Genomic DNA, 22970 nt, shown 5'->3' on the forward strand with positions numbered 1-22970 from the left:
ACGCGTTACACCTTCGCCAGCTTAACGGCGCACTTCTTGAAGTCCGTCTCTTTAGAGAGCGGGTCCGTCGCATCCAGCGTCAGGTTGTTCACTAGCTGAGCGGCATCGAAGAACGGCATATACACCAGTCCCTGCGGCGGACGGTTACGTCCACGCGTTTCGACAATCGAAATCACTTCGCCGCGGCGGGACGACACTTTAACCTTATCTCCACGACGCAGATCGCGCGCTTTCGCATCCAGCGGGTGAATAAAGACCACCGCTTCCGGGAAGGCGCGATGCAATTCAGGCACGCGGCGCGTCATACTGCCGGTATGCCAGTGTTCCAGCACGCGACCGGTGGAAAGCCACAGATCGTACTCGTTGTCCGGCGACTCCGCCGCGGGTTCAAATGGCAGCGCGAAGATCACCGCTTTGCCATCCGGTTTACCGTAGAATTTGTACCCTTCCCCCGCTTTTACATACGGGTCGTTGCCTTCGCTGTAACGCCATTGCGTCTCTTTGCCTTCGACGACCGGCCAGCGCAGACCGCGCGCGTTGTGGTAATCGTCGAACGGCGCCAGATCGTGCCCGTGGCCACGTCCAAACCAGGCATATTCTTCAAACAACCCTTTTTGCAGATAGAAGCCCAGTTCACGAGACTCATCGTTTAACTGATCCTCTTTCAGCTCGCTCAGCGGGAATTTGCTGACCGCCGGCGTGGCGAACAGAACGTCATACAGCGTTTTACCGCGCAGCTCCGGCTTCTGGGCCAGCAACGCCTCCGGCCAGACCTCCTCGGTTTTAAAACGACGGGAGAACTGCACCAGTTGCCAGAGGTCGGATTTAGCTTCGCCCGGCGCTTTAATTTGCTGACGCCAGAACTGCGTGCGGCGTTCGGCGTTGCCGTAAGCGCCTTCTTTCTCAACCCACATGGCGGTCGGCAGGATCAGATCCGCAGACAGCGCGCTCACCGTCGGGTAAGGATCGGAGACAATGATGAAGTTACGCGGATCGCGCCAGCCCGGCATCCGATCTTCATTGATGTTCGGCCCGGCCTGCATATTGTTATTACACATTACCCAGTAGACGTTCAGCTTGCCGTCTTTCAACGCGCGATCCTGCGCCACCGCGTGTAAACCCACTTTTGCCGGAATAGTGCCAGCAGGGATCTGCCAGTGTTTTTCGCAGATATCGCGGTGTTTTTCGTTCGTCACGACCATGTCTGCGGGCAGACGGTGTGAGAAGGTTCCCACTTCACGCGCCGTACCGCAGGCGGAAGGCTGGCCGGTCAGCGAGAAAGGACCGCAGCCAGGCTGGGAGATTTTTCCGGTCAGCAGATGGAGGTTGTAAACCAGGTTATTCGCCCACACGCCGCGGGTATGCTGGTTAAAACCCATCGTCCAGTAAGAGATCACGCGCTTATTCGGATCGGCGTAGAGCTGTGCCAACTGTTCCAGTTGATCTTTCGGCACGCCGGTCATTTCAGCAGTCTTGTCCAACGTATATTCCGCCACGAAGGCTTTATACTCGTCGAAGCTCATCGGTTCGGAAGCGTCGGAGCCCGGATTCTTCGCCGCTTTTTCCAGCGGGTGCGTCGGGCGTAAGCCGTAGCCGATATCCGTCGCCCCTTTACGCAGGTTCACATGCTTTGTGAAGAAATCCTGATTTACCGCGTTGTTCTGAATAATGTAATTCGCGATATAGTTAAGGATCACCAGATCGCTTTGCGGGGTAAAGACAATACCGTTGTCCGCCAGTTCAAAGCTGCGGTGCTGGAAGGTGGAGAGGACGGCAACCTTCACGTTCGGGTCGGACAAACGGCGGTTAGTGATGCGCGACCATAAAATCGGGTGCATCTCCGCCATGTTGGAACCCCATAGCACAAACGCATCGGCCTGCTCGATATCGTCGTAGCAGCCCATCGGTTCATCCATGCCAAAGGTGCGCATAAAGCCCACCACCGCCGAGGCCATGCAGTGACGCGCGTTCGGGTCAATGTTGTTAGAGCGGAAACCAGCCTTGAACAGTTTTGCGGCGGCATAGCCTTCCCAGATGGTCCATTGACCCGACCCAAACATGCCGATCGCTTCTGGTCCTTTCTCTTTCAGGGAGGTTTTAAACTTCTCTTCCATCACATCGAAGGCCTGTTCCCAGCTCACCGGCGTAAACTCGCCGTCTTTGTGATAGCTGCCGTCTTTCATGCGCAGCATCGGCTGCGTCAGACGATCTTTACCGTACATGATTTTGGGCAGGAAGTAGCCTTTAATGCAGTTCAGACCACGGTTGACCGGCGCGTCGGGGTCGCCCTGGCAGGCGACCACACGGCCCTGCTGCGTTCCCACCAACACACCGCAACCCGTTCCGCAAAAACGGCACGGCGCTTTATCCCATTTGATGGCTTCCTGCTGCCCGACAACGGCGCGGGCGACGCCCGGCACGCTCAGACCGGCAGCCGCCGCAGCGGCCGCAACGGCGTTAGCTTTCATAAAGCTACGACGACTGAGTTTCATGGTGTTTCCTCACCTTGCTCATCCTGCTGGTGATAAACCAGCGACACCGCCAGTACGCCCTCGACATTGCGTACTGACTCAATTGTTTGCATCAGCGTTTCACTCTGATCTGCTTCCGCCACCACGATCAGTTGCCCGCTTTCAACGTCGCTTAACGCGACTTCGCAACCCGGCAACGTGTTCAACTGTGTGCCAATGGCGGCGATGTTCTGACTTTTGGCCTGCACGACCAGGCTACAGACCTGCCAGTTAGTGCGCATGGTGGTTCTCCGCTTTGATGGCTGACACGGGACAGATAGCCACACACGCCCCGCATCCGTTACAGGCCTGCGAGTCAAGCTGCGGCTGGTAAATGCCGGATAGCGTGGGACGAAAGGTAATGGCCATAGGTTCACAACTGTCCTGGCAGCGATGGCATTCAACCGATTGCCTGGCGAGGCAGTTTTCCGTGAGCGTAAAAATCAGATCCCAGGCCCTGGTGTGGCGCGGAAGAAAAAGCGATTCGGTACAGGCCTGCGCACAGGCATAACAAAAGCTGCACTCGCCCCGTTTGAAATCTACGCTCGGATATCCCCCCGCCCCTCGCTGCAGGATGTCGGCCTCACACGCCTGGATGCAGGCGTCGCAACGCAGACAATGTGCGAGAAAATAGGTTGTTTCTCTGGCCCACGGCGGAAGAATCCCATTGCTGGCGTTGCGCCAACTGCCGGTCAACATGCTTCGACGGGATAAATCAACCATGATATCGCCCTTCCATAACGACACGCTTCCATAGGGAGTGAATACCAATAAAAACCGTACAATTTATGAGTAGTTGTTTTTGTAAATAAGATATTTCAGGATGTGTAAGAGATGCATACCCCGATAGAGGTAAATGCTGTTGCCGGATCAAAAGAGTGCCGGGTAAAGACCCGTAAACGTGCTTTTTCTCACATTTCAATGAGTTATATAGATGCTTATATAACGAAAATCACTAATAGTTGATAATTTCATTTACATTATCAATATCGGAATATTCCACTATATAAAAAGACGCTATTTTATTAATAATCTTGAAAATATGAGTAAATACAGATTAATAGATAATATGAATGTGTTAATCTGTTGCCCGTGCATACCGAAAACAGCAGAAAGGAAATACTGTGAACAATCAAATGAAGATGTTTGTCCCTGCCGTCGTCTTCGCCGCCCTCGCCAGCGCCTCTGCCTGGGCTAACAATAGCGATACCGCCCAGCCGCTGGAGAAAATCGCCCCCTATCCGCAGGCGGAAAAAGGAATGAAGCGGCAAGTGATAACCCTTGCCCCTCAGCAGGATGAATCTACCCTCAAAGTGGAACTGTTGATTGGCCAAACGCTGAATGTGGATTGTAACCAGCATCGCCTCGGCGGCACGCTGGAAACAAAAACGCTGGAAGGCTGGGGCTATGACTATTATGTCTTTGATAACGTCACCTCTCCGGTATCAACCATGATGGCCTGCCCTGACGGTAAGAAAGAGCAAAAATTCGTCACCGCCTGGCTGGGTGAAGACGGGATGGTGCGCTACAACAGCAAGCTGCCGATCGTGGTGTATACCCCGGCGAATGTGGACGTGAAATACCGCATCTGGAAAGCGGACGCTAACGTACAGAACGCCGTCGCGCGATGATGTTACGCTGCCCGGTCACACTTACCGGGCATCTGAACACGCCGACTCACGCAGCGCTCCGGGGTTCTTTTTAAAACACGTCTGGAAACCCGCTCGCCCGCAGCAAAAAATACCCCGATGCCTGGTGTCGACGCGTGGCATCTTATCAGGCCTACCCGCGTGCGGACGTAGGGCTGCCATCAGGCGGTTTATCCGGCGCCATAATCCATTACGCAGTACGCGCAACCGCATCACGCGAAGCGGCGTCACGTTCGTCGCCGGTGAGTTCGGTTAACTGCCCATTACGCATTTCAAGCAGACGATCGGCGTGAATAAAATAGTGATCATCATGGCTGATGGCGAAAATGGTTTTGCCCATTTCCTGCATTAACGGCAACAGTACCTGATAAAACTCCCGGCGGAAATGCGGGTCCTGATCGGCGGCCCACTCATCCAGCAAAATAATATCGCGCTCTTCCGCCAGCGCCAGCAGCAGTGCAATGCGCTTTTTTTGCCCTTTCGACAGTTTAATATTCAAAATGCGCCCGTCGTTTAGCTCCAGCTTGTGCGTCATTTTCAGGTGCTCAAGCCACTTTTCGACCAGAGCGGGATTGGCGGGTTTCCCCTGCGGCCCCAGCAGGCGGTCGAATAACCACACATCGGTGAACACCGCAGAAAACAGTTTGCGATAATCTTCCGGCTGTCCGGCGGCAATAGGTTGACCATCAAGTAAAATCGTTCCCGATTGCGGCTGGTATAATCCGGTCAATAACATGGCCAGCGTCGATTTCCCGCTACCGTTGCCGCCAATTAAAAACAGCAGTTCGCCGCGGTGAATCGTCAGGTTGATGGGCCCCACGGAAAACGCGTTATCCTGATAGTGAAAAACCACGTTGCGCAGCTCCAGCGTCTTCCAGTCGGGAAAGGCTTTCGGCTGTGGAAAATCAGGCTTATACGGGGCGAGCGCGAATTTATTCAGTTTATTAAACGCCACCTGGGCGGTCAGTAGCGTTGGCAACGCCCCCACCGCAGACAGCAGCGGCGTGCGCAGGAACAGCAACGTCAGTGAATAGGTCGCCGCGACGTTGGTATCCGCCCAGCCGAGACTATTCGCCATCCAGAAGACCAGGCCTATCGCTCCCAGCATCATGATATTCGACCAGTTAACGGCGCTCAGATGAAAAGTATCGGCACGGATAATGTGATGACGATACTCTTTGGCGTCCGGGATATAGCATTGCTGAAAAATCTGCTCCGCACGCTCGCGGTTTAGCGTCAGCTCTTTGCGTCCTTCCAGCACCGTCTGATAGTCGTTGTACAGCTTATCTTCGGTCTCGCGCAGGGTCGCCATATGCTGGTAAACCCGCGCCACCAGCACGAATCCGCCCCAGATAGTGACCGCCATCCAGATAGCCGTAACCAGCAGCATTTTTGTCGATAGCATCGCCAGATACGCCGCCGAGCCGACGGTGAGGATAATGCCCTGCACCAGCTCAGGCAGACGCACAAAGGCGATAGTAATATTGCGAATATCGCTGGTCAGACCGGCCAGTAAAGAGGCGCTGCCCAGTTGCTCAATGCGTTCAACGTGCGTATCCAGAATGCGCTTGATAAATTCGCTGCGCAGGCGGTAAACGAAATGGTGTCCCAGAGTGGTGAGCGCCAGTTGGGAACCTAATGTGACGACCATTAGTAACAGGAGCAGACCGAGAAATTCCGGCAGCACCATGACGGTGGTGTCCACCGTTTCAATCAGGCGCTGATTGATAAACGCGATCAGGCCAATCCCCAGCGCCGCGCTGGCGAGGCTCAGCGCCATCACGCTAATAAATGGCCAGCGGTACTGCCGCCAGACAAGAATAAGAAGTTCCATGCATACAACCCGGACCGATAATAACAGCCCGCAGTTTAACTAACTCCACCTGCACAGCAATAATAATTCTTATTTTTATTCTTTTTCAGCCGCCTGACGGAAGGTGAGATTGTAACGAAATTCACCGGTCATGGGATGAAAGCCCGCTTTAAGCGGCTGGATACCATGATAAAACAGCCGGGACTCGCCGCCCCAGACCACGATATCGCCATGCTCCAGTAAGATCCGCTGGAGCGGATCGCTGCGACGCAGGCCGCCAAACTGAAAAACCGCCGGCACCCCCAACGAAACTGAGACGATAGGCGCGCGCAGATCCGGCTCGTCTTTATCCTGATGCAGCGACAGTTTTGCGCCGGGCGCGTAGCGATTGATCAGGCAGGCGTCCGGTTGGAAGCTCGCATACCCTGCCGCGATTGCCGCCTGACGACATACGCTGGCAAACGATAACGGCAGCGCAGGCCAGGGTTTATCGGTCAACGGATCGCGCACGGCATAACAATAACCGTGACGATCGGTGGTCCACCCTAACGCGCCGCAGTTGGTCATCGCCACCGACATGGTGTAACCGCCCGGCGTCACCATCTGACGAAACGGAGACTGACTGGCGACAAACCCGATATCATCTAATAGCGACTGCGCCGCGCGAAACGCAAAGCGGCGCAACACCACCGCGCCAGGCGCCAGGGGCTCTTGCCAGGGCGCTTCATCAGCAAATAGATCCAGCATTGCTACTCCTCTTTTTGCGCTTCTCGCTTTAATAGCTGCGCTTTTCGACGCACGCCCCAACGATAACCGGAGAGCGCGCCATCGCGACGCACGACCCGATGACACGGGATCACCATCGCCAGTTTATTCGCGCCGCACGCGCTGGCGACCGCGCGTACCGCCGTGGGTTTGCCGATAGTCGCGGCAAGCTGTTGATAGCTTACGGTTTCGCCGCAGGGAATTGCGCATAACGCCTGCCAGACCTGCTGTTGAAACGCGGTTCCCTGGATATCCAGCGGCAACGAGAGCAGCACATCGCGTGTGTTGATAGCCGCGACAACCTGCCGCACCCGTTGCTGAAAAAGCGCGTCAGCAGGTTCGTGGCGGGCCGCCGGGAACAGGGTGTGTAATTCAGCCAGTAGCGCGTCGTCGCTATCACCGGGGAGAATCGCGCAAATCCCCCGCTCGCTCTCCGCCACCAGGCACCGTCCGTAAACCCAGTCCGTCAGCGCATAGCGAACGGAGACATTATCGCCGCCTTTGCGAAACTGTTTTGCCGTCATGCCCAGCGTCTGGTCGGCATGACGATAGTAGCTACTGCTATCCGGGAAGCCGGCGCGGTAAATAGCCGCCGTGATCTGCTCTCCTTTCGCCAACGCCTCACGCAGCCGCCGGGCGCGCCACGCCTGCTGCCACCCTTTCGGCGTCATACCGGTGCTCGCTTTAAACAAACGGTGCAGATGAAACGGGCTCATCGCCACCGCCTGCGCCAGAGACGCCAGCGTTACCGGCGTCTCCTGCTCAAGTAAACGGCAGGCGCAGGCAATCTTATCCAACCGCCGTTGCTGCGCGCGCGCATTATCCGGCTGACAGCGCTTGCAGGGGCGAAAACCGGCGTCCAGCGCCTGCTGCGCGTTGGCAAAAAAGCGAACATTTTTACGTAACGCCCGCTTCGAGTGACAAGAAGGGCGGCAAAAAACGCCGGTGGTTCGCACCGCAAAAACGAAACGCCCATCCGCGCTGGCATCGCGCGCCTGCACCCGCAGCCAGCATTCATCATCGGTAAGTAACGCTTTTTTCATCATAGACTCCTTCATTAAGCATAGTGCTTGCTTACATGCAGTGTGTCCGTAAATCCGCCCACAAAAACCCGTAATCTTGCGTTTTAATTCTTATCGCTCACCAGGAACGTTTTGAACTGCGGCGACATCCAGGTTTTAAAGCCTTCACCTTCTTTCATGATCATAAAGACCGCCAGCCCTTCCCGCCGCACGACCTCTTGCGCCTTTTGCGTACCAAGCACCATCAGGCCGGTGTCCCAGCCGTCCGCTTCCAGCGCCGTTGGCGCGATGACCGTAACCGATACCAGGTTGTGTTCAATGGGGCGCCCCGTTTGCGGATCGATAACGTGCGAGACGCGCTTGCCATCCAGCTCATAATAGTTACGGTAGCTGCCGGAGGTGCTGATGCCATGCCCGTTGATATCCACAATCGCCTGCACCGCGTTTTCCCGGTCGGTCGGCTTCTGAATCGCGACGCGCCACGGCAGCCCTTGCGCATTCATCCCGCGACTGCTTAATGCGCCGCCCACCGAGACCAGATAACGCGCAATGCCCTCCTGCTCCATCAGACGCGCCAGGTGATCCGCCGCATAGCCCTCCCCGACCGTGGAGAGATCAACATAAAGATCCGGCAGATCTTTTTGCAAAAACTGATGTCCAGCCCTGTCGATAACCTGCAAATGTTGCAGGCCTGTTTTCGCTTTTGCCGCATCGATTTGTGCTGGTGTTGGGATATGCAGCGGCTGCCGATCCGGTCCAAACCCCCACAGATTGACCAGCGGGCCCACGGTGATATCCATCGCGCCATCCGTCTTCGCGCCAATACGTAGCGCCGAGGTCACGATATCCGCCATGGCTTCGCTGACCGGCCAGGGCGCAAGGCTGCGTGAATGGTTAAAACGCATCAGCGCGGAGTCATTTTTATAGGTAGAAAGCAACCAATCATCAGCATCAAGCTGAGTCTGGATTTTAGTCTGTAACTCTGCGGCGCGTTTCGCATCGATACCAACCACGCTCACCCGCCAGAGGGTCCCCATCGTTTTACCTTCCAGCACCTGAGCGGCAGGTGACGCTGTTGTCGTTTCGGGAGCCTCATCGCAGCCCATAAGTAAAAAAGCCGCCGCCAGACACACGGCCCGGCAAAAAGTCATTTTCATCGCTGTTTATCCTCATTCGAATGGACGCAAGCGTATATCAAAACGTCGTATTTGTACGCCGGAATAAGGCATGAAAAAAGGGCCCGCAGGCCCTTTAGCAACATCTTTTGCTGATTAGAACTGGTAAACCAGACCCAGCGCTACGATGTCGTCGGTGTTGATGCCCGCATCGCGGGTAAAGTCGTTTTTATCCAGCAGGTTGATTTTGTAATCAACATAGGTGGACATGTTTTTGTTGAAGTAGTAAGTCGCGCCGACATCAACATATTTTACGATGTCCTGGTCGCCATAGCTGGCGCCGTAGCCGTTGCTGATGTCCTTACCTTTAGACTGCAGGTAAGCCACAGACGGACGCAGACCAAAGTCGAACTGGTACTGAGCAACCACTTCAAAGTTCTGCGCTTTGTTGGCAAAACCATAAGAGGTGGACGGGTTGCTACCGTTAGAGGTACCAAAACGGGTTGCGTTATAGGTCTGAGAATACTGCGCTGCCAGATAGATGTTGTTCGCATCGTATTTCAGGCCGCCGGTGTAAACCGTGGCGCGATCGCCGTTACCATACAGGCGAGCGTTAGCGGTGTTGTTCTGATCGGCAGTACGTTTAGACGTGGTGATAGCGCCACCGACAGAGAAGCCTTCGCCGATCGCATAAGTCAGCGATCCGCCGTAACCGTCGCCGTTCTGGTTCAGCAGGCTGCGACCGTTGGTGTTTTCACCGCTCACGCTGCCGTTTTTGCCCTGATACTGCAACGCGAAGTCCAGACCATCCACCAGGCCGAAGAAGTCGGTGTTACGGTAGGTAGCATAGCCATTACCACGCTGCTGCATAAAGTTGTCAGCGCCGTAGGTGTCGCCGCCGAACTCCGGCAGAACGTCGGTCCAGGAGGTCACGTCATAGGTTACGCCGTAGTTACGACCATAATCGAAGGAACCTGCGTCAGCGAATTTCAGACCCGCAAACGCCACACGCGTCCAGGAGTCGTTGCTGCCTTCAGTCTGGTTGCCCTGAATCTGATATTCCCACTGGCCATAACCGGTCAGCTGATCGTTAACCTGCGTTTCGCCTTTGAAGCCGATACGCATGTAGGTCTGGTCGCCGTCGCTGCCTTTGTCGTCAGAGAAGTAGTGCAGGCCATCAACTTTACCAAACAGGTCTAATTTGTTGCCGTCTTTATTATAAATTTCAGCCGCATTCGCTGCGCCCGCCACCAGCAGAGCTGGTACCAGGAGGGACAGTACTTTAACTTTCATGTTATTAACCCTCTGTTATATGCCTTTATTGCTTTTTTATGCCACTGCTTACTGGTTAACCCTCATTAACCAGTCGGCAAGTCCATTCTCCGCAAAAATACAGAATAATCCAACACGAATATGATACTAAAACTTTTAAGATGTTACAGTTATCCACATAGATGTTTCAAAATATGAATTTTACGGAACTTTTTTAAAGCAAAAATCAAGTAAAAATAAGCACAAATAGACAAAATATATTCACGAGACTTTTAAAATCAATGGGTTAAATTGATGAAATTCATAGCACTGAATGATAAAACAGAATCTTCATTCGCAACTAAAATAGTGACCGCTATCATCATTAACTTTATTTATTACCGTCATTCACTTCTGAATGTCTGTTTACCCCTATTTCAACCGGATGCTTCGCATTCGGTTTTTTTTACCCTTTTTCAGACACACCCGGCTGATTTATGCTACCTGCCTAAAACTATCACGGTTATTCACTACCCTCCCCTGCTCGACCGTTCGTAAGACATTAGCAAATAATTTCTTGATATTTAGTGCTAAACATTTATAAGTAGTCTTTATATTTGTACCGTTCTGCGAAGGTTGTACGCTTTTCCCGTCCCGCCGACGGAGCGCGTGTTAAGTTGCCCGGCATGACGTAAGAGTCTGGAAATTCATTCATTACCCTTTATACTGCCCTTCACCTTCAGCGTTGCTTTTACAGGTCGTAAACATAAATGAGTCAGTCTGACACAACGGTCTCTACCCGATTCTCCCTTCTACCGGGAAGCATTACCCGTTTCTTCTTATTGCTGATCATTGTGCTGCTGGTAACGATGGGCGTTATGGTGCAGAGCGCCGTCAACGCCTGGTTGAAAGACAAAAGCTATCAAATTGTCGATATCACCCACGCTATTCATAAACGCGTTGATACCTGGCGGTATGTTACCTGGCAAATTTATGACAACATCGCCGCGACCACTACGCCATCGACAGGTGAAGGACTTCAGGAAACGCGTCTGAAGCAGGATGTGTATTATCTTGAAAAGCCGCGACGTAAAACTGAAGCGCTGATTTTCGGTTCCCATGACAGCGCCACGCTGGAAATGACGCAGCGTATGTCAACCTATCTGGATACGCTGTGGGGCGCGGAAAACGTGCCGTGGTCAATGTATTACCTCAACGGACAGGATAACAGCCTGATTCTTATCTCTACCCTACCGTTGAAAGATCTCTCTTCCGGCTTTAAAGAGTCCACTATTGGCAATATCGTCGATTCCCGCCGGGCAGAGATGTTGCAGCAGGCGAATGCGCTGGATGAGCGCGAAAGTTTCTCCTCATTGCGAAAACTGGCCTGGCAAAACGGTCACTATTTTACGCTGCGCACGACCTTCAATCAGCCAGGACATCTGGCAACCGTGGTGGCGTTTGATCTGCCCATTAATGATTTAATCCCGCCGGGAATGCCGCTGGACAGTTTTCGGATAGAGCCTGACGCAACCCAGGCGACGGGGCGAAGCAGTGAAAAGGAAGCGCCTGATAGCGTCACGATTAGCTTTAACGGTTCAAAAATAGAGATCTCCTCAGCGCTTAACTCTACCGGAATGCGCCTGATCTGGCAGGTACCGTTCGGTACGCTTTTGCTTGATACGTTGCAAAATATTCTGCTGCCTTTACTGCTGAACATCGGGCTGCTGGCGTTGGCGTTATTTGGCTACGCTACGTTCCGTCATCAGCCGGGACGGACGACGGAATCGACATCTGGCAACGCGGCGAATAACGAGCTTCGCGTCTTACGCGCCATTAATGAAGAGATCGTTTCTCTGCTGCCGCTGGGTCTGCTGGTCTACGATCAGGAAGGAAACCGCACCGTGATCAGCAATAAAATCGCCGATCATCTGTTGCCGCATCTTAACCTGCAAAATATTACCAGCATGGCGGAACAGCATCAGGGCGTGATTCAGGCGACAATTAATAACGAACTGTATGAGATCCGTCTGTTTCGCAGCCAGATCGCTCCCCGCACGCAGATCTTTATTATTCGCGATCAGGACCGGGAAGTGCTGGTGAATAAGAAGCTTAAACAGGCGCAGCGTTTGTATGAGAAGAATCAGCAGGGCCGCGCCGCCTTTATGCAAAATATCAGCAACACGCTTAAAGAGCCTGTACGCCAACTGGCGGTTAACGCCGCGGCAGTCACCACGCCGGAAAGCCTGAAACTGGCGGATCAGGCGGATGTATTAGTACGTATGATCGATGAAATCCAACTGGCGAATATGCTGGAAAGTGACGCATGGAAAAGCGAAGCAACGCTGTTCTCCCTTCAGGATCTTATTGACGAAGTCGTGCCGGAAGTGCTGCCCGCCATTAAGCGTAAAGGGCTGCAACTGCTGATTAATAACCATCTTAGCGGCAACGATGAACGCTGGGGCGATCGCGACGCCCTGCGCCGGATTTTGCTGCTGTTGATTCAGTATGCCGTCACGACGACTGCTATGGGTAAAATTACGCTTGAAGTCGAGCAGGATGAATCTATCGCGGAGCGTCTGACTTTCCGTATTCTGGATACGGGCGAAGGTGTAACGTTAAACGAGATTGATAATCTGCATTTCCCGTATATGAATGAAACGCAGGGCGATCGTTACGGCAAAGCGAATCCGCTTACCTTCTGGCTGTGCAATCAACTGGCGCGCAAACTGGGCGGTCATCTCAACATTAAAGCGCGAGAAACGCTGGGCACGCGCTATACCGTTCATGTCAAAATGCTTCCTCACGATCAGCATACTCAGGTCGAAGAGCGCCTGCTGGACGACGTGAGCGTGATGGTCGATGTGACGTCCAACGAGGTTCGCGCGATTGTGCTGCGTCAGTTAGAAAACTGGGGCGCCACCTGCATCACGCCGGATGAAAGGCAGATAAGTCAAGAATATGATCTCTTTTTAACGGATAATCCGTCTAATCTTACTGCCTCGGGCTTGCTTTTAAGCGATGATGAGTCAGGCGTGCGGAAAATTGGCCCGGGTCAGTTGCGCGTCAACTTTAATATGAGCAATGCTATGCAGGAAGCTGTACTACAACTTATCGAAGAGCAGCTGGCGCAGGAAGAGATTCCCGCCTCCCCGCTCGGCGGAGATGAAAATGCCGAGCTTCATGCCAGCGGCTATTATGCGCTATTTGTAGACACAGTACCGGATGATGTTAAGAGGTTGTATACTGAGGCGGCAACCAGCGATTTCGCTGCGCTGGCCCAAACGGCCCACCGCCTGAAAGGGGTGTTTGCCATGCTTAATCTGGTACCCGGCAAGCAGTTATGTGAAACGCTGGAACATCTGATTCGTGAGAAAGATGCTCCAGGTATAGAAAAATATATCAGCGACATTGACGCCTACGTCAAAAGCTTGCTGTAGCAAGGTAGCCCAATACATGAACAATATGAACGTAATTATTGCCGATGACCACCCGATTGTACTGTTCGGTATTCGCAAATCACTTGAACAAATCGAGTGGGTGAATGTTGTCGGCGAATTTGAAGATTCCACAGCATTGATCAACAACCTGCCGAAATTAGATGCGCATGTGTTGATCACTGACCTCTCCATGCCGGGAGATAAATACGGCGATGGGATCACCTTGATCAAGTACATCAAGCGTCATTTTCCGAGCCTGTCTATTATCGTTCTGACCATGAACAACAATCCGGCGATCCTGAGCGCCGTGTTGGATCTTGATATTGAAGGGATCGTACTCAAGCAGGGTGCGCCAACCGATCTGCCTAAGGCGCTGGCCGCGCTGCAAAAAGGCAAAAAATTCACCCCGGAAAGCGTTTCTCGTCTGCTGGAGAAAATCAGCGCAGGCGGTTACGGCGACAAGCGCCTGTCGCCAAAAGAGAGCGAAGTATTACGCCTGTTCGCCGAGGGCTTCCTGGTCACCGAAATCGCCAAGAAGCTCAACCGCAGCATTAAGACCATCAGCAGCCAGAAGAAATCGGCGATGATGAAACTGGGCGTAGAGAATGATATCGCGCTGCTCAACTATCTCTCTTCCGTCACCCTGAGTCCGACAGACAAAGAATAAATCGCTTTTATGTTACCCAGCCTGATGGCGCTACGCTTATCAGGCCTACCAGTCGACTCATCTTTTGCAGGCCGGACAGGCGACGCCGCCATCCGGCATTTTTTATGCCCGCGTTTTACGTACCCGCTCGGCATACACCGCCAGCGTCTGTTTCAACACATCCAGCGTCACAGGCTTCGACAAACAGCTGTCCATACCGGACTCCAGGCAACGTTGTTTCTCTTCCGCCAGCGCGTTCGCCGTCACGCCGACGACAGGCAGCGTCAGCCCAAGCTGACGGATACGCTGCGTCAGGCGATAGCCGTCCATGTTCGGCATGTTCACATCGCTCAGAACAATATCGATAGCATTTTTACTCAGCACATTCAGAGCGTCCACGCCATCATTGGCTGTCTTACACTGATATCCCAGAGATCCCAGTTGATCGGCCAGCAAGCGGCGATTGATCGGATGATCGTCAACGACCAGAATCATCATGTCGTCATTTGAATCTGCGGTTTTATCCGTCGTCGGCAATGCGCTGGAAAGCGCTTCACTATCCAGCTCAATACTATAGATACGCGCCAACAGCGCGGGCAACTCATGCACCGACGCCACACTATGCACCCACTCGCCAGGCGCTCTTTCCAATGGAATCCCGATATGACGGCGGCAAAAGACGACCGCCGCCCTCCCCTGCCAGGTATGCTCCAGCGCGTCATCGACAATCAAAATATCGTCTGCGGCGGGTTCTTGCCCTTCATAACTCTGCGTATGAACGCCGCTACGCGCCAGACTGGTCTCAATAAACTGGCACAAAGAAGTATTGCGCACCGCCAGCCAACAGCAGGTTCCGGCGAGTCCTTCCACGCTCTTTTTCACAGGGTATTGCGCGCCATAAAGCGGGATGCGCAGCGTAAACTGGCTTCCCATGCCCGGCTCCGAATCGACGGAAATATCGCCGTCCATCATGCTGATCAATTTTTCGCAAATCGCCAGCCCCAGACCGGTCCCCTGAAAGTTACGCTGTACGCCGGTTCCCACCTGGAAGAAGGGATCGAACAGGCGAACCACCTCTTTTGCCGGAATACCGACGCCGGTATCCCGCACGCGAATGCTGAGATAATCCCCATCACAGCGCACATGCAGCACGATGCAGCCAATATCGGTAAACTTAATGGCGTTGCTCAACAGGTTTGAAATGACCTGCTGTAAACGCATCGGGTCGCCGTTCAGCGATACCGGCACGTCAGGCTCAATAAAACAATACAGGCCGAGCTGCTTACGCACCACCAGCGGCAGATAATTGGCGGTGATATGGTTCATCACCTCTCGCGGTGAAAATTCGCGCGGCTCAATCTTTAGCTGTTCCGACTCAATTTTCGAGAAGTCGAGAATGTCGCTGATAATTTTCAGCAACAGACTGGAGGAGTTATTCATCGCCGTGACCAGACGATCCACGCCTTTTGGCAGCTCTTTGGTTTGCAGCAGATCGAGATTGCCGATGATACCGTACAGCGGTGTGCGCAATTCATGGCTGACCGTTGCAAGGAACATGGATTTAGACTGGCTTGCCTGTTCCGCCGCCTGCGCCATCTCCTGCAGCGACTCTTCCATTTTGACGCGCGTACTCACATCTACCAACACGCAAATCGCGACGTTTTCATTGCGATAGCGGGAATGGACGAAGCTAATTTGCAAATTGGTATTATTGCTGGTCAATACATCAACAAAGTTAACCTGCTGGCCGCAAATGATTTGCGTCAGGCGCTGTCTGTCTTCATGCGTGAGCATGTTCAGGTAGGTGTGCGCCAGTTCGTTACTCAGAATATTGACACCATCGATAGTGCGCAGAATACAGATCCCCACCGGCGCGGAGGCGACGATTTTACGATTGAACTGTTCATGCTCTTCCAGACGCTGAGCATCGCTCTCCGCCGGAATGAAAATTCGCCGCTCATACATCCGCGCAAGCGTAAACAGCCCTGCGCCCACCAGCACGTTCAGCAGGATAGCATTCAGGATAAGAATACGAATACGCTCCAGGACTAAATCTACAGGCACAGAATAGACAATACTGAGCGAGGATGGCGGCAGGCTTTTTTTGAGTACCAGTTCGCGAAAACCTGGCGTATAACCAAACCAAGAACGCTCCTGCATCCAGCGCGGCTCCGCTTTAATAATGCCGTCAGGACCGGTCAACGAAATCAGCGAATGGCCGTTCTCATCAATAATAGTGACGCCCATCGGCAAACTGCCGGGCGTGAAAAAATTTTCCATGCGGATGGACTGCTCGACGCCCAGCAGCGCCTGCAGACGGTTAGCCAGATACACCGGCGTCAGCGCATAAAAGTAGCCCACGCCCTGACGCGCGCCCTGGCTTATCCAGAAAAGGTTATTCCCACTTTCTTCCTGCGGCGCGTTGCGGTATTTCATAATCCGCTCATGTAACGCTTTTAACGCATCATCGCGCTCCACGGGCATTTCACGCAGGCCGAAATTCGCCATACAGAGGTTATCGCTGCCAATCAGGAAAACGCGGTTAAGATCATACGCCGCTGAAAAGTTGTCGCGCCAGTAACGCATAAACCAGGCCAGCGACTCCAGCGATCCACGCCAGGCGGAGCCCATCGCCGCACAGTCTGAGTCGGCAAATAGCGGTTCAAAGTCCGGCACCACCATTTTGTCATCACGCGCACGCGACGACATGACGCCGTTTTCCGCCGTTAAACGGTTCTCGGCGATATATTTGAGCTCTTTCATCACGTCCGACGTGCGCTGGATAAAACGCTGCGCCTGATCGGAGCTAAGGTTGAACTCCTGACGAATTTCAGATTCCCGCTGGTGCAGGGCATTGACGATGTAAAACACCGAAACAAAGGCGATTAAAAGCCAAATGAGTAACGCTAACGCTCTGAATAAGTAGCGCGAGACTTTCAGCGTAGTTCGAAAGGAAGCAAGGTATTTCAAAGGGGCGAAGCTCCGCCTCAGGATGTAAATAGAGTATGACTAAGGTAGCGGTAAATGACGTAGCCCGCAACGGCAAAGAAAAAGGGCCGGATATCCGGCCCTCGCACAGTAATAACATTACTCGTCAGCGTCATCCGCAACGTCGTCATCGCTTTCCGCTTCCGGGGCGATATCCTCATCCCCTTCCGCCACGCTGCCGTCGATAGCGTCGAGTTCTTCGTCATCTACCGGTTCAGCAACGCGTTGCAGACCCACCACGTTTTCATCTTCCGCCGTGCGGATAAGGATAACGCCCTGGGTGTTACGTCCCACTACGCTGATCTCGGACACACGGGTACGCACCAGAGTACCGGCATCCGTGATCATCATGATCTGGTCGCAATCGTCTACCTGTACCGCACCGACAACGGAACCGTTGCGCTCGGTCACTTTGATAGAGATAACGCCCTGCGTCGCACGAGACTTGGTCGGGTACTCGTCCGCTGCGGTACGCTTCCCGTAGCCGTTTTGCGTTACGGTCAGAATAGCGCCTTCGCCGCGTGGGATGATCAGAGAGACGACTTTATCGTCTCCCGCCAGCTTAATACCGCGCACACCGGTCGCGGTACGCCCCATCGCACGGACGGCGTCTTCTTTGAAGCGCACCACTTTGCCCGCGGCCGAGAACAGCATGACTTCGTCAGAACCAGAAGTCAGGTCAACGCCAATCAGCTCGTCGCCGTCGTTGAGGTTCACCGCGATAATACCGGCGGAACGCGGACGGCTGAATTCGGTCAGCGCCGTTTTCTTCACGGTACCGCTGGCGGTCGCCATAAAGACGTTCACGCCCTCTTCGTACTCACGAACCGGCAGAATCGCGGTGATACGTTCGTTGGCTTCCAGCGGCAGCAGGTTAACGATCGGACGACCGCGCGCGCCGCGGCTGGCTTCCGGCAGCTGATAGACCTTCATCCAGTACAGACGGCCCCGGCTGGAGAAGCAGAGGATAGTATCGTGGGTGTTGGCCACCAGCAGGCGGTCGATAAAGTCTTCTTCTTTAATACGCGCGGCAGATTTACCTTTCCCACCACGACGTTGCGCTTCGTAATCCGTCAGCGGTTGATATTTGACGTAACCCTGGTGAGACAGCGTCACGACAACATCTTCCTGGCTAATCAGATCTTCGATATTAATATCGGCGCTGTTGGCGGTGATTTCGGTACGACGCTCATCGCCGAACTGATCGCGAATTAACTCCATCTCTTCACGGATCACTTCCATCAGGCGATCGGCGCTACCCAGAATGTGCAGCAGTTCAGCAATCTGCTCCAGCAACTCTTTGTATTCGTCGAGCAGTTTTTCATGCTCCAGGCCGGTCAGTTTCTGCAAACGCAGATCCAGAATCGCCTGCGCCTGCTGTTCAGTCAGGTAGTACTGACCGTCACGTACGCCAAATTCTGGCTCCAGCCATTCCGGACGCGCGGCGTCATCACCAGCGCGCTCCAGCATCGCAGCAACGTTGCCCAGATCCCACGGACGCGAAATCAGCGCCGCTTTCGCTTCCGCCGGCGTCGGCGCGCGGCGAATCAGTTCGATAATCGGGTCGATGTTGGCCAGCGCAATCGCCAGAGCTTCAAGGATATGCGCGCGGTCACGGGCTTTACGCAGTTCAAAAATAGTACGACGCGTCACCACTTCACGGCGGTGGCGCACGAACGCTGAAATGATATCTTTCAGGTTCATGATCTTCGGCTGGCCGTGATGCAGCGCCACCATGTTAATACCGAAGGAAACCTGTAGCTGGGTCTGGGAGTAGAGATTATTAAGCACCACCTCGCCCACCGCATCGCGTTTTACTTCAATCACGATGCGCATCCCGTCTTTGTCGGATTCGTCACGCAGCGCGCTGATGCCTTCCACGCGCTTATCTTTCACCAGCTCGGCGATTTTCTCGATCAGGCGCGCTTTGTTCACCTGATAGGGAATTTCATGGACGATGATGGTTTCACGGCCCGTTTTGGCGTCAACTTCAACTTCCGCGCGGGCGCGAATGTACACTTTACCACGACCGGTACGGTAGGCTTCTTCGATACCACGACGACCGTTGATGATCGCGGCGGTCGGGAAGTCCGGACCCGGAATATGTTCCATCAGCCCTTCAATGCTGATGTCTTCGTTGTCGATATACGCCAGGCAGCCGTTAATCACTTCCGTCAGGTTGTGCGGCGGGATATTCGTCGCCATACCAACTGCGATACCGGAAGAACCGTTCACCAGCAGATTCGGAATTTTGGTCGGCATGACGTCCGGAATTTTTTCCGTACCGTCATAGTTATCCACGAAATCCACCGTCTCTTTTTCGAGATCGGCCATCAGTTCGTGGGCGATTTTCGCCAGACGGATCTCCGTATAACGCATTGCCGCCGCGGAGTCGCCGTCAATAGAACCGAAGTTACCCTGACCATCCACCAGCATGTAACGCAGCGAGAATGGCTGCGCCATACGAACGATGGTGTCATACACTGCGGAATCGCCGTGGGGATGGTATTTACCGATTACGTCACCAACGACACGGGCAGATTTTTTATAGGCTTTGTTCCAGTCATTGCCCAATACGTTCATGGCGTAAAGTACGCGACGGTGTACCGGCTTCAGGCCATCTCGGACATCCGGCAGCGCACGGCCAACAATGACCGACATCGCATAATCCAGATAGGAGCTCTTCAGCTCTTCCTCAATGTTGACCGGTGTAATTTCTCTCGCAAGGTCGCTCATCTAACCGCTATCCCTCTACTGTATCCCGGATTCAAAGGTCGCAAATTATAACACATTCGCCCACGTACTGGTAAACGGAATGCAGCCAGACAATGCTTTATTCGGGTGCCGCATGCTCTCTTCATTTATAAGCGTGGTCTCGGCGTTTATTGGCGATCGGCTTCAGAGGCGACACAGGGGAGATCGGGGCCTGGCCAGGAAGAGGTTAGAAAATCAATACCTCCCGTGTATACCCGTCATACTTCAAGTTTCATGTGCGTTGGCGGCAAGTTACTCGGCCCATCCCTGGGCCTCGCCCCGTCGGGGTTAGCGCAAGCGCTGTTCAAGACGGTTAACCATTTTATCCTGCAACTCGAATTATTTAGGGGATATGCCGGGAGGCATAAACCATAATCAGTATCACCAGATGCTATTTAATCACATAGGCCAGGTATTCTTTCACTACCTCATCGTTTAATTCCTGACCCAATCCGGGCTGTTCCGGCGCGACATAATAGCCATTTTCCGGCTGATAATCGTGGGTACAAAGTTCCCGAATAGATGCTTTCATCGCATTGGTATGATGCTCATGAATAATAAAGTTGGGAATTGCTGTTTCCATATGCAGCGCGGCTACCGTGGAAACAGGACCGCCGCAAACATGCACCTGTACAGTGGTGTCATAAATATTAGCATAGTCACAGATTTTCTTTCCTTCGGTAATTCCGCCGCAGAGACACAAATCAGGTTGCGCTACGGCAATAGACTGCTTCTCCAGTAATTCCCTGTATCCCCATCTTGTGTAGGAACGCTCGCCAGTGGCGATTGGAATCGTTGTTGAACGGGAAACTTTCTGCATATTATCAGAATTTAATGGATGAATCGGTTCTTCATAAAGAAAGATACGATACTTTTCTATCGCCTTCGCAAATTGAATAGCTGAGTTTGTACCGAGAAGAGAATGGATTTCCACGATAATATCAGCATCATCCCCCATTGCTTCACGCATAGCGGCAATTCGCGCTTCCCCCATTTTTAATTGATCGGCCAGTAACAATCCTGAATAGTTACGATTTTTATTCTGAAAAACACAGTCATCGCCATTACGATCGATTTCGAGTGGATCCACTTTAATCGCATCATATCCATCGTCAAGAGCCGCACGCGCCGCCTCAGCATATTCATCAGGTGTCACTAATATCTGGCGTTTATCCCCCCAACCAAATTGTAACTGACTAGCATAGGTTCTTAATTTTTCATTAGTTTTCCCGCCAAGGAGCTGATAAACAGGTACACCTAAATATTTACCTTTGATATCCCAAAGAGCAATATCAATAGCGCTCATTCCGGCATAAAAAACGTTTCCGCCCCCCATCCCCCAAAAAGTCTTTCTGAAAAAGAACTCCCAAATTTTTTCAATATTTAGTGGATCTTCACCCACAATCAATGGCGCCAGATCTCTGATGATCCCTACGCCAGCTTTAGCGCCTGCGCCATAGGCCAGTCCTACTTCGCCAATACCACTTAATCCTGAGTCGGTATTCACCCGAATAAGTACTGGATTATAGGAGGACATCGTTTGATCTCTTTTTTTTAATTCACAGTCAAAAACTTCAATAGACGTAATTTTCATAATTTCTCCATTTATCAGGTTCGTGATACAACATTTGTTTGTTGGCTTTTTTCTTTTTTCACATCAATTTTCATTAACGCCAAAACGGCTACCGCAGCGAAGCAAAGTATTGCCTCTACAATAAATATTCCTGTCGCACCATAATGAGTAGAAACGAATCCCAGTGACTTATTAATCAGGAATCCGCCAAGACTTGAACATGAGTTAATAAACGCAATGCTGATAGCCAACCCTGACGGCGACAATAATGCAGAAGGCAGCGCCCAGTAAGGTCCGTAATAGCTGAGGATCCCAACACCATAGAACGTTAGCCCCAGCATTCTCAACGACATTGAGGGGACAAGAGCAATCATCAGAAAACCACAGCCTGCCAGAAACATGGGTAATGCAGCATGCCATTTTCGTTCATTCTTTTTATCGGAATGCCAGCCCCACCAGGGCATGCTGAACATAGCGAAAATAAACGGAATACTCATGATTAAACCAACGTCAGTATCCGTAAAATCAGCTGAAAATCCCTTCACCAACCCCGGCAACCAGTAGTTTGCCGCCAGAGCAGCCGCCTGAATCAACATGTAGGCGAAAGAAAGCTGAAGCAAAACTGGATTTTTGATTACTGAAAGAAAGGATGAGTTGGTATTTTTATTTAATGCCGCTGCGGTTTCATTGTCAGTGCGTAATTTATTAACTAAGGCCGATATCTGCTGTGGCGTAAGCCATTTAGCCTTTTCTGGACTGTCAGGCAGTAAATAAAATGTCAGGATGCCAAGGAATACGGTAGGGATACCTTCAATAGCAAAAAGCCAGCGCCAGCCTTCATAATCCGGGGTATTCAAATGCTCGATGATCCAACCAGACATCGGTGCAGCCAATACCGATGCTACAGCAATAGATAACATGAAGAAACTATTGACTTTTCCGCGTTCACGAGCCGGGAACCAGCATGCAAGATAATAAACCATGCCCGGGAAAAATCCAGCTTCAAATACCCCCAAAAAAATGCGAGCCAGCAAAATATGTTGAGTATCTTTAGCAAAAAAAATCAGCCCAGTTACCGCTCCCCAGCCGATAATAATGGAACTAATCCATTTTCTTGCACCAAGCTTTTGCAAACCAATGCTACTCGGAATTTGAAAGACTAAATATGATATGAAGAATATAGAAGAAATATTAGCGAAATCCTCAGGCGTAATACCGAGAGATTCATTCATGCGTAATGCAGCAAACCCAATATTGACACGATCCATATAGTTAAAAAAGTAAAGAATAAAGGCCAAAGGAATGATTTTCCTTTTTACAATACGAATTGCATCGTATAAATTTTCTTGTGGACTACTCATTTTGCATCACCTTTTATGATTCAATGAATAAGGGTATTGACCGGAATCGATGTTACGTAAAAAACAATACAATTCAAAAGCTA

General features: G+C 52.3%; 15 protein-coding genes. 3 read left to right on the forward strand and 12 right to left on the reverse strand.

The window, feature by feature from the left end; translation table 11 throughout:
- Nucleotides 1-5: 5 nt before the first annotated feature.
- The 3 genes from napA to napF are packed head-to-tail and all read right to left on the reverse strand — an operon-like array spanning nt 6 to nt 3233.
- A complete protein-coding gene (gene napA / locus ACLD4F_RS06560) occupies nt 6-2492 on the reverse strand; it encodes a nitrate reductase catalytic subunit NapA (protein ID WP_000778097.1) in 2487 nt (828 codons plus the stop codon).
- Entirely contained in the window at nt 2489-2752 is a 264-nt protein-coding gene (gene napD, locus ACLD4F_RS06565; RefSeq protein ID WP_001260058.1) for a chaperone NapD, read from the reverse strand. The genes napA and napD overlap by 4 nt, the downstream gene beginning before the upstream one ends.
- Nucleotides 2742-3233 carry a ferredoxin-type protein NapF gene (gene napF, locus ACLD4F_RS06570; protein ID WP_000228069.1) on the reverse strand — a complete coding sequence of 164 codons (492 nt, stop codon included), beginning with the start codon at nt 3231-3233 and terminating at the stop codon, nt 2742-2744. Before napF ends, napD begins: the two co-directional genes overlap by 11 nt.
- Nucleotides 3234-3646: 413 nt before the next feature.
- Here napF and eco point away from each other — a divergent pair, with 413 nt between their 5' ends.
- The gene (gene eco, locus ACLD4F_RS06575) at nt 3647-4141 is read left to right on the forward strand and encodes a serine protease inhibitor ecotin (protein WP_076728217.1); all 495 of its coding nucleotides are present in this window, start codon (nt 3647-3649) and stop codon (nt 4139-4141) included.
- 208 nt (nt 4142-4349) lie between these two features.
- On the opposite strand, the gene ACLD4F_RS06580 is transcribed toward eco, so the two are convergent.
- The 5 genes from ACLD4F_RS06580 to ACLD4F_RS06600 all read right to left on the reverse strand — a co-directional run bounded on the left by ACLD4F_RS06580 (nt 4350) and on the right by ACLD4F_RS06600 (nt 10167).
- Entirely contained in the window at nt 4350-5993 is a 1644-nt protein-coding gene (locus ACLD4F_RS06580) for a multidrug ABC transporter permease/ATP-binding protein (protein ID WP_350389577.1), read from the reverse strand.
- Nucleotides 5994-6068: 75 nt separating this feature from the next.
- Nucleotides 6069-6719, reverse strand: coding sequence for a DNA oxidative demethylase AlkB (alkB, locus tag ACLD4F_RS06585; protein ID WP_000884991.1), 651 nt, complete (start codon nt 6717-6719; stop codon nt 6069-6071).
- Nucleotides 6720-6721: 2 nt separating this feature from the next.
- Nucleotides 6722-7783 (reverse strand): bifunctional DNA-binding transcriptional regulator/O6-methylguanine-DNA methyltransferase Ada, encoded by a 1062-nt coding sequence (gene ada, locus ACLD4F_RS06590; protein WP_076726907.1) that lies wholly within the window; start codon nt 7781-7783, stop codon nt 6722-6724.
- Nucleotides 7784-7863: 80 nt separating this feature from the next.
- On the reverse strand, nt 7864-8916 hold the full coding sequence (apbE, locus tag ACLD4F_RS06595; RefSeq protein ID WP_000784304.1) for an FAD:protein FMN transferase ApbE: 1053 nt from the start codon (nt 8914-8916) through the stop codon (nt 7864-7866).
- 114 nt (nt 8917-9030) lie between these two features.
- Nucleotides 9031-10167 (reverse strand): porin OmpC, encoded by a 1137-nt coding sequence (locus ACLD4F_RS06600; RefSeq protein ID WP_000865526.1) that lies wholly within the window; start codon nt 10165-10167, stop codon nt 9031-9033.
- A gap of 728 nt (nt 10168-10895) precedes the next feature.
- On the opposite strand from ACLD4F_RS06600, the gene rcsD reads away from it, so the two are divergent.
- The gene (gene rcsD, locus ACLD4F_RS06605; protein WP_063808726.1) at nt 10896-13565 is read left to right on the forward strand and encodes a phosphotransferase RcsD; all 2670 of its coding nucleotides are present in this window, start codon (nt 10896-10898) and stop codon (nt 13563-13565) included.
- A gap of 16 nt (nt 13566-13581) precedes the next feature.
- Nucleotides 13582-14232, forward strand: coding sequence for a response regulator transcription factor RcsB (rcsB, locus tag ACLD4F_RS06610; protein ID WP_001061919.1), 651 nt, complete (start codon nt 13582-13584; stop codon nt 14230-14232).
- A gap of 102 nt (nt 14233-14334) precedes the next feature.
- Here the strand turns inward: rcsB and rcsC are convergent, their stop codons facing one another.
- From rcsC to ACLD4F_RS06630, 4 genes are all read right to left on the reverse strand, one after another.
- Nucleotides 14335-17181 (reverse strand): two-component system sensor histidine kinase RcsC, encoded by a 2847-nt coding sequence (gene rcsC / locus ACLD4F_RS06615; RefSeq protein WP_079944070.1) that lies wholly within the window; start codon nt 17179-17181, stop codon nt 14335-14337.
- A gap of 117 nt (nt 17182-17298) precedes the next feature.
- Complete coding sequence (gene gyrA / locus ACLD4F_RS06620) at nt 17299-19935, reverse strand: DNA topoisomerase (ATP-hydrolyzing) subunit A (protein ID WP_016716060.1); 2637 nt, start codon at nt 19933-19935, stop codon at nt 17299-17301.
- Nucleotides 19936-20344: 409 nt separating this feature from the next.
- On the reverse strand, nt 20345-21547 hold the full coding sequence (locus ACLD4F_RS06625; RefSeq protein ID WP_000705581.1) for a mandelate racemase/muconate lactonizing enzyme family protein: 1203 nt from the start codon (nt 21545-21547) through the stop codon (nt 20345-20347).
- A gap of 14 nt (nt 21548-21561) precedes the next feature.
- Nucleotides 21562-22887: an MFS transporter gene (locus ACLD4F_RS06630; RefSeq protein WP_023219879.1), complete on the reverse strand. Its 1326-nt coding sequence runs from the start codon at nt 22885-22887 to the stop codon at nt 21562-21564.
- Between the last annotated feature and the right edge of the window lie 83 nt (nt 22888-22970).

It is taken from the genome of Salmonella sp. 741265050_HSA (assembly GCF_046569445.1).
Classification (GTDB): Bacteria; Pseudomonadota; Gammaproteobacteria; order Enterobacterales; family Enterobacteriaceae; genus Salmonella; species Salmonella enterica.

What these genes read in the sequence shown, in the direction of transcription:
- ACLD4F_RS06580 (WP_350389577.1), bottom strand. Translation starts at nt 5,993, where the DNA reads ATGGAACTTCTTATTCTTGTCTGGCGGCAGTACCGCTGGCCATTTATT.
- napD (WP_001260058.1), bottom strand. Translation starts at nt 2,752, where the DNA reads ATGCGCACTAACTGGCAGGTCTGTAGCCTGGTCGTGCAGGCCAAAAGT.
- gyrA (WP_016716060.1), bottom strand. Translation starts at nt 19,935, where the DNA reads ATGAGCGACCTTGCGAGAGAAATTACACCGGTCAACATTGAGGAAGAG.
- ACLD4F_RS06600 (WP_000865526.1), bottom strand. Translation starts at nt 10,167, where the DNA reads ATGAAAGTTAAAGTACTGTCCCTCCTGGTACCAGCTCTGCTGGTGGCG.
- rcsD (WP_063808726.1), top strand. Translation starts at nt 10,896, where the DNA reads ATGAGTCAGTCTGACACAACGGTCTCTACCCGATTCTCCCTTCTACCG.
- rcsB (WP_001061919.1), top strand. Translation starts at nt 13,582, where the DNA reads ATGAACAATATGAACGTAATTATTGCCGATGACCACCCGATTGTACTG.
- ACLD4F_RS06625 (WP_000705581.1), bottom strand. Translation starts at nt 21,547, where the DNA reads ATGAAAATTACGTCTATTGAAGTTTTTGACTGTGAATTAAAAAAAAGA.
- alkB (WP_000884991.1), bottom strand. Translation starts at nt 6,719, where the DNA reads ATGCTGGATCTATTTGCTGATGAAGCGCCCTGGCAAGAGCCCCTGGCG.
- napF (WP_000228069.1), bottom strand. Translation starts at nt 3,233, where the DNA reads ATGGTTGATTTATCCCGTCGAAGCATGTTGACCGGCAGTTGGCGCAAC.
- apbE (WP_000784304.1), bottom strand. Translation starts at nt 8,916, where the DNA reads ATGAAAATGACTTTTTGCCGGGCCGTGTGTCTGGCGGCGGCTTTTTTA.
- ACLD4F_RS06630 (WP_023219879.1), bottom strand. Translation starts at nt 22,887, where the DNA reads ATGAGTAGTCCACAAGAAAATTTATACGATGCAATTCGTATTGTAAAA.
- eco (WP_076728217.1), top strand. Translation starts at nt 3,647, where the DNA reads ATGAAGATGTTTGTCCCTGCCGTCGTCTTCGCCGCCCTCGCCAGCGCC.
- ada (WP_076726907.1), bottom strand. Translation starts at nt 7,783, where the DNA reads ATGATGAAAAAAGCGTTACTTACCGATGATGAATGCTGGCTGCGGGTG.
- napA (WP_000778097.1), bottom strand. Translation starts at nt 2,492, where the DNA reads ATGAAACTCAGTCGTCGTAGCTTTATGAAAGCTAACGCCGTTGCGGCC.